5 protein-coding genes are annotated in these 7294 nt (G+C 32.7%); 4 read left to right on the top strand and 1 reads right to left on the bottom strand.

The features are described 5' to 3' along the window. Positions 1-185 precede the first annotated feature (185 nt). On the top strand, positions 186-764 hold the full coding sequence (locus HMPREF0518_RS04990) for a recombinase family protein (protein WP_020829045.1): 579 nt from the start codon (positions 186-188) through the stop codon (positions 762-764). 131 nt (positions 765-895) lie between these two features. Here the strand turns inward: HMPREF0518_RS04990 and HMPREF0518_RS04985 are convergent, their stop codons facing one another. Beyond that, entirely contained in the window at positions 896-2140 is a 1245-nt protein-coding gene (locus HMPREF0518_RS04985) for an MFS transporter (protein WP_003626755.1), read from the bottom strand. A 179-nt stretch (positions 2141-2319) separates the two neighbouring features. On the opposite strand from HMPREF0518_RS04985, the gene HMPREF0518_RS04980 reads away from it, so the two are divergent. From HMPREF0518_RS04980 to HMPREF0518_RS04970, 3 genes are read left to right on the top strand one after another with little or no spacing between them, the layout of a single operon-like run. Continuing rightward, positions 2320-2952: a deoxynucleoside kinase gene (locus HMPREF0518_RS04980; RefSeq protein WP_003626753.1), complete on the top strand. Its 633-nt coding sequence runs from the start codon at positions 2320-2322 to the stop codon at positions 2950-2952. 35 nt (positions 2953-2987) lie between these two features. Continuing rightward, the gene (locus tag HMPREF0518_RS04975; protein ID WP_003626752.1) at positions 2988-4262 is read left to right on the top strand and encodes a glycosyltransferase family 2 protein; all 1275 of its coding nucleotides are present in this window, start codon (positions 2988-2990) and stop codon (positions 4260-4262) included. Between the two features lie 8 nt (positions 4263-4270). Continuing rightward, on the top strand, positions 4271-7135 hold the full coding sequence (locus HMPREF0518_RS04970) for a non-ribosomal peptide synthetase (protein WP_003626750.1): 2865 nt from the start codon (positions 4271-4273) through the stop codon (positions 7133-7135). Positions 7136-7294 lie beyond the last annotated feature (159 nt).

The raw sequence follows: 7294 nt of genomic DNA, 5'->3' as shown, positions 1-7294 counted from the left end.
TACTAAAACGATTAATAAACTTTCTTTAATTAGTTAGATATTAGTCGTTTTATTTTTTTACTTAAAAATTTAGTATTGATATTCATAAGTTGACAGTCTTGAATACAATTTGAGAATACCGTAAAATGTGGGTATTACGTGTAGTCAAGACTTGGTGTCAAGAATCAACTAGAAAAGAGCTAAACATGAATACGATATATGGTTATGCAAGGGTATCTACTGTTAAACAAGATTTAAGTAGTCAAGTTGACGATTTAAAGCGAGCTGGAGCCACAAATATCTTCACAGATAAATATACTGGCACAACTGCTAATCGTCCTGAATTTGATAAATTAATGGTCAAGATTGAAAGTGGCGATACCTTAATCGTCACTAAATTAGATCGCTTAGCTAGAAATACGCAAGATGCACTCAACATTGTTAAGCAAATGAATGCTGAGGGGGTCATTCTGCGGGTTTTAAATATTGGAACGATTGATAATTCACCAAGTGGACGTTTAATCTTTACTGTCTTCAGTGCTTTTGCGGAATTTGAAAGAGATTTAATTGTTAGTCGCACCCAAGAGGGCAAAGCGTGGGCTAAAGCAAATAATCCTAACTTCCACGAAGGAATGCCAAGAAAATACAATCAAGAACAAATCGATTTTGCTTGGAAATTGCATACTCAAGATCATATGAGTTACTCTGAAATCAGCAAGAAATTAGGCATCTCCCAAGCGACAATTTATCGGCGCTTTAGAGAATTGCGAGGAGATTCTGCATAATAGCATGGCTTTTTTGTTGATCATAGAAGATAGTAATTTGATAGATAAATTTTAACTAAAAAAAGAGGTTGAATTGATTTTCAATGTCATTAAGTTAAGACATTGACATTGCGTGGGCCATTTTTTTGATATTAATTTTTCTTTTTTAGAGCAAATAAAAAGTTGATCCCAAAAGTGAACAAAGATATAACGACTAACGAAAGTCCTAAAATTAAGTAATTATAAGGGTTTTTAAGATCAAAAATTATTTGGAAGAAAAAAGTACCGAAAGGCATAAAGAGAATTGCAACCGAAAAAATAATTCCGAAAACTCTGCCTATATAATTAATATCAGTCTTAATCTGAATGAATGTCATAAATTGAATATTGAAGATCGACAAAAAAAGATTAAATAGGACGATTAACGTCGCTACAAGAATAATAGAATGCGATAGTTGAAATAATTGTTGCACAAAAATTAGTGAAGCTCCACATAGTGTAATAAATAAAATAAGCCGATTTGTTGTGGGTTCCCTTTTCAGAAAAGTTGATACTGAGGCTCCAATTAGACCACCAACAGATTCAGCAGTTAAAAAAACTGCATACGCCTTTAAAGTTGTCCCACTAAAAGCATAAGTTGAAAAAGGTAGAATCAAATTATATCCGGCAATGATAAAGTTCACAATACTAGAGAAAATGATAATCATCATTATTTGCGAATTAGTCAGAATATATTGAAAACCTTCTCTAATTTGAAAAAGGGTATTTTTCTTGTGCTTTTTATTAGGTTGCGTTGTTAAAATAGTCAGCTTCTTTAAAATAGTCAGCTTCTTTATGAGTAAACCTGAAACAAAAAATGAAACTGCATCTAAAACTAATGCGATTCTATTACCGAAAAAATTAGCGATCAACAAAGCTAAACTAGGTCCAGCAATTTGAACAATTTCTTTTACAATTTCCAAAGTAGAATTAACAGTATTAATGTGTTCTTTATAAACAATTTCTCTAAAAATCGCTTTATATGCTGGGCTTCGAAATGACGTGATTATCGCTAGTGCAATATTGATAAGTATAATCGTATAAATAAAAAATGACTTAGGAATAAAAATTGCTAATATAAGACAAATAAATCCACTAATCAAATCACAATGAAAAATAATTCGCTTTCTATTACCACTGTCAGAGACAGCACCTCCCCAAAAATTAAAAAATACGCTGATTAAAACTTCACTACTTTGGTAGAAAGACAGCCAAAAACCTCCATTTGGAATAGAAGAAAGAAATACTGTATTTACGTAGTCAAATAAAACATCACCAAATTTCGAAATCGCATTACTGGTAGTAACCTTAACCGTATTTAGCTTTTCCGTTTTTGTTAATTTTGCTTCTTCTGTCATTGAATCACCTTCATAAAAAGTATTGACTTTGAAATAAATGAGAATAAAATTAATTAAAATAAATGATTGTTAATAAATTATAGCACTATTAAAAAAGCTTTAACAAAAAAGTTATGCATCTTGTTTCTTAAGAAAGGAAGATATTAATATTATGAGTAGAGGAAAAATAATACTTATAGATGGCATATCGAATTCAGGTAGATGGCATATCGAATTCAGGTAAAACTACTTTATGTAATAACCTATCAAAACAACTAGGTTATAAAATTGTTCCTGAATCAATAAGATATCTAGAAAATAGGTTAAATGAAAAAGGAGATAATATTTTATATGTTCCTAAAAATATTCAAGAAGAATTACGGAATCAGGAAATATTATTTGACCTAGAATTTGATAAATGGTTTGATGCAAATTATTTTGCTGATCATGGACAAAATGTTGTAATTGATAAATCACCCTATTCAATCGTTGCGACAGCATTTGCTTTCGAATCTTCTAATATATCTGGAACATATAATAAATCGTTAGAGTTTTTAGACGATTTTATAGAAAAAGCTAAACGATATAAATTATACAGTCCGGACTTGCTATTACTATTAAAAGCTGATAGTTCTGCTTCATCAAAGAGAAATTTGGAACGGAATCATCACCTTTTAAGTGTCTGGACTCAAGAAAGTACAAGACAAAAGCAAGAAGAAATATTAGAAAAAGAATTTCAAGAATTAGACATGAAAAAGGCACTAATTGATACATCAAATCTTTCACCACGGGATGTCTATGATGAGGCTTTAAAACAAATCACTAGTTTGTGATTTAACTCATCAAATTTTATTAAGGAGGGCTAATTATGATAACAATAGCAGAATTAATAATGTTTCTAATGCTACTACAATGTTTGTGGCACATAGCTAGAACAATGCTAGTGAATAAAAAAATAAAGCAAAATAAAAATAATGCTGCGAGCTTTAAAGAAACTAGAGATGAAAAACCAAAATTCTTTATAGTTATTCCATGTTTACAAGAACAAAAGATAATTAATAGAACGATAGATGATTTTGTAAATATTATTACTAGTACAAAAATTGATGCAAAATTATTCATCGTAACTACTGATAAAGAAAAATTGCTAACCAATCAAGGAAAAACTACATTTGACATTGTAAAAGAAAAGATTGATACATCAGATAGTTATAAAGACATTAAACTTTTAAACTATCCTGGAGTAAATGGCATGATGGCTGATCAATTAAATTATGCATTCGATACAATTTATAAAATGTATGATATTGATGAGAAAAGCTCCTATTTCTGTGTCTATAATGCCGATAGTCGCCCCGGAAAAGACGCATTCCTTCAGGCAAAAACAGTTGCCCTAAAGAAGCATTTTCCTTTAATTATGCAAGAATATTCTGCATTTTTCTCTAACTTAAATACGTTAAGTCCAATTATGCAAGGCTTCGCTGTTTATCAAACTAATTTTGAATTAATAAATGGACTAACAAATGCTATATTACCTTCTATTTTCTTAAGGAATCATGTTGTAGGCCATGGACTTTTTGTCAGATTTGATTATTTAAAACGAATAGGTAGCTTTAATACTGAATTTTGGTGTGAAGATATTTATCTTAGTTTCTATTTGAGAAGTCAGGGAATTATAATTGAACCATTATTTGCCTTGGAATATGGGGAATCTCCTAAAAATATTCAAATACTTGCTAAACAAAATGCTAATTGGTTCAAAACATTGTCTGATAATAAAAAATTTTATCAAATATTAAGTAAGAATAAAGATACTAAACAATTGAATACTTTTCTTTATTATCTAAATCAAGTAAGAGGAGCCTTTGCATGGCTATTACTACCTAGCTTTTATCTAGTTATCTTTATATTTCTTATTTTTATAAATAGTGGATTAGCACTAGTTTTTACTTTAGTTTATCTAACTACCACATTTCTTCGATTCTGGTTATCTAATTCAATCGCGAAAAATTTACACGGAAAATTACCGGTAAATAATTTCCTTCTAGCGTTTGAAAGTAGCATAGCATATTTAATTTCTAATGTAGGTCCTCTCTATCTAGTATTTCATAGAAAAGGAACTAAATATAAAACAGAAAGGTGAGTTTCAGTATGTTTATTATTGATAATTTTATTCAACGCAGCCAGAATACTCCTGATCAAGTGGCAGTTAAATCACCAAATGGTGATTATACCTATCAAGAAATTTCCAATATTGCCCAGCAATTAGCCGCTAAACTTGATGAGGAAAATGCTCAGGACATCGTTCCCTTTTATTTAAAAGATACCCGTTTTGTACTGCCCACAGTAATTGGAATTTGGCTATCCAACCGCATCCCTATGCCACTTGTATCAGCGTTAGACCTACCTGAAGCCACTGATCGTGTAAAAGAAGTTCAATGGGATACTTTAATAACTGACTTACCTGCCACACTTAAGCAGAAAAATATCATTCAAGTTGATCTTTTCAATCAGAATAATCACGCCGACTTTAAAGCTAAACCGTTCTCGCAAAAAAATGTATACATCCTCTCTACTTCTGGCAGTACCGGCATTCCTAAAAAAGTTTTTCTGACAGAAAGCAATCTAAAGTGGATCCTTACAAGACTGTACTCATTAATTAACGTCAACGAGACGACCAAATTTTTATTTTCAACGCCTTATTCTTTTGATGTTTCATTAACAGAGCTTCTGTCGCCCGTTATTGCCGGTGCCGAGCTGGTTTGTCTCCCAACAAGTCCTTCTAATTCAGAGAGTATCAGGCTAATTCCCAAATTAATTAATCAAAAGCAAATAACGCACCTTTCCTTATCCCCTTCATTTGCGGAGGCACTTCTTGATATCGTTGGTCCTGAAGCCTTTGATAAACTCAAGTTTCTGATGGTAGCCGGTGAAGCATTTCCGATTAATTTGGCAAAAAAATTGAAACGGGCGCTTAATAAGGGATGCAAAGTTTTTAATCTTTATGGTCCGACTGAAACAACTGTCTATTCTACTTATCATCAGGTAACTGAAAATGAAGAAGAATACGTACCGATTGGCCGCCCATTACCAGAGGGAAAGGTAAAAGTCCTTGATGCAAACAATAATGAAGCAAAAAAAGGTGAATTATATATTGGCGGAAATGGAGTAACAGACGGCTATCTTTTAGATTCTGTTAAAAGCAGCTCAAGCTTCATCACTCTTGACGGTGAACGCTATTATAAAACTGGTGATAAGGTAGAAATTTTACAAAACGGTGAGCTACTTTTCCTAGAAAGAGAAGACGATCAAGTCCAAGTTAACGGAATCCGTGTGGAATTAGGTGAAATTCAAACTCTAGTATCGAAAATCGCTGATGTTACCACAGCAATTGCGAAGTTCAAAAACAAGCGAATCTATATTTTTTACATTAGTTCGCAAGATAAAGAAGCTGAGATTAAAAGTAAACTGCCAACTTATCTCAATCCAATAATTATTAAGGTCGATCACTTCTTGTACACCTACAACCGTAAGATTGATACGCAAAGAATGATCGACGAGTATTATAATCGTTCTTTGACTACTGATAGCTCTAACACTTTAGACGAATTGAAAAAGTTGATAGCCAAATACCACGTTAATGAAATTAAAGAGCTGGATTCTCTGGATTCAGTGCGCTTCATTGTTGATGTAGAAAATACTTTTAAGATTCAGATTGATGATGCCCAGTTCTCACTGTTGAACACGCTTGAGCGCTTGGCAGCATATATTGACAAGCAGCAAACAAATACAGCTGCAGAGACTCGCGAGCAAGCAAATGAAGCTGACTTACTTAATCTTAAATTGCTGTTTGCAAACTTTTCGAGCAGCTATGAGGATGCGAAAATTACTGCTTCATCAACGCAGCAGAGTCTCTTTTCACAACAAAAACCATCTTTTGACCTGCTAAGAGTATCTTTTCCGACAATTAACTTTGAAGAAATTCAGAAGATTAGACAGATTTTTACTGATTTAACTACTAAGATAGATCTATTGAAATTTGCTTGGTTTAAAGATCGAGACGGTAAACTATATTTCAAGAAGATAATCAATCCAGCTCCAATCTCACTTGTTACCGCAAACAGCTTTTCCGAAACTGACTTAGAAAAAGTGATGTATTCTAAGCCTGGTTCGCCAATTCATTGCCTTATTTTCAATATGAAGAAGCAGGAGTTAAACATTGTCTTTTCACACCACGCTCTAGATGCCTCTTCTTCTAACAAATTGAAGAAAATATTCGTAGATTTGTATCAAGGAAATTTGAAAATTGAGCAAATTAAGTCCAGTTCTTATGCTGAATTTATGAGTTTTGTTCAAGAAGTTAATCAAAGTACTGATTTAAAGGCGGCCCTTTCTTTGGTACCTCAAACGCAGGAAGAACTCAATTTAACTAAAGAAGATGGTCGACTCTATATCACAAAATTCGCCTGCCCTGCTAAAACGACGGATCAAATTTACATTAACGGTCTTTACTTACTGTCACAAGCGATGATGAAAGATCATAAGATGAAGAAGATTACGGGAAAGATCGCTTTGAATATCAGGAAGTTTTCGAACTTTGATGCTAGCGATGTAATTGGAGATATTCACGCTACCCTACCTTGGGAAGTGAATGAAAATGATACTTTGACTGATTTTGCCAAGAGATATCAAATGTGGAAAGATCACTATACTAAGGGCACGGATTATCGCTACTGCATTTTCAATCAGATTGGCAGTAATTTAGAATATCGCAACGCTTTAAGTAAACAGTGGAGCAACATGAATATTTCACCTAATTATATTGGAGAGGTAAATTCAGTAAAGGCGATTGCGGATGATATCTTAAGGCTGCCGTTCAAGCCTAATTACATCACTATGGTTTCGAAAGAAGGTGTGCTATATTGCATTTCATATGGGCGCTTACTCGAAAAATTTAAGTATCAGGTGAAATTGAATGATGAGCAAGTAGTTACTGTAACAACAAATGAATATTAGAAAAAAGCCAACTAAGCTATGAAGCTAACCCCTAAAGTTGGACGTTAGTTTTAAATAAATTCTTTTAAAGCTTGATTTCGATATTCTATCGGAGTCCAATGTCATTAAGTTAAGACATTGATTGATGATCTGACTTGATGAACCGAATCATTTTGATTC

The sequence above is a fragment of the Lactobacillus helveticus DSM 20075 = CGMCC 1.1877 genome (assembly GCF_000160855.1).
Taxonomy (GTDB): Bacteria; Bacillota; Bacilli; order Lactobacillales; family Lactobacillaceae; genus Lactobacillus; species Lactobacillus helveticus.
This window is presented reverse-complemented; position numbering and strand designations above follow the sequence as displayed.

Bases quoted from the DNA above. Each gene is read 5' to 3' on its own strand.
- HMPREF0518_RS04990 (WP_020829045.1), top strand. From the start codon at position 186: ATGAATACGATATATGGTTATGCAAGGGTATCTACTGTTAAACAAGAT.
- HMPREF0518_RS04985 (WP_003626755.1), bottom strand. From the start codon at position 2,140: ATGACAGAAGAAGCAAAATTAACAAAAACGGAAAAGCTAAATACGGTT.
- HMPREF0518_RS04980 (WP_003626753.1), top strand. From the start codon at position 2,320: ATGGCATATCGAATTCAGGTAGATGGCATATCGAATTCAGGTAAAACT.
- HMPREF0518_RS04975 (WP_003626752.1), top strand. From the start codon at position 2,988: ATGATAACAATAGCAGAATTAATAATGTTTCTAATGCTACTACAATGT.
- HMPREF0518_RS04970 (WP_003626750.1), top strand. From the start codon at position 4,271: ATGTTTATTATTGATAATTTTATTCAACGCAGCCAGAATACTCCTGAT.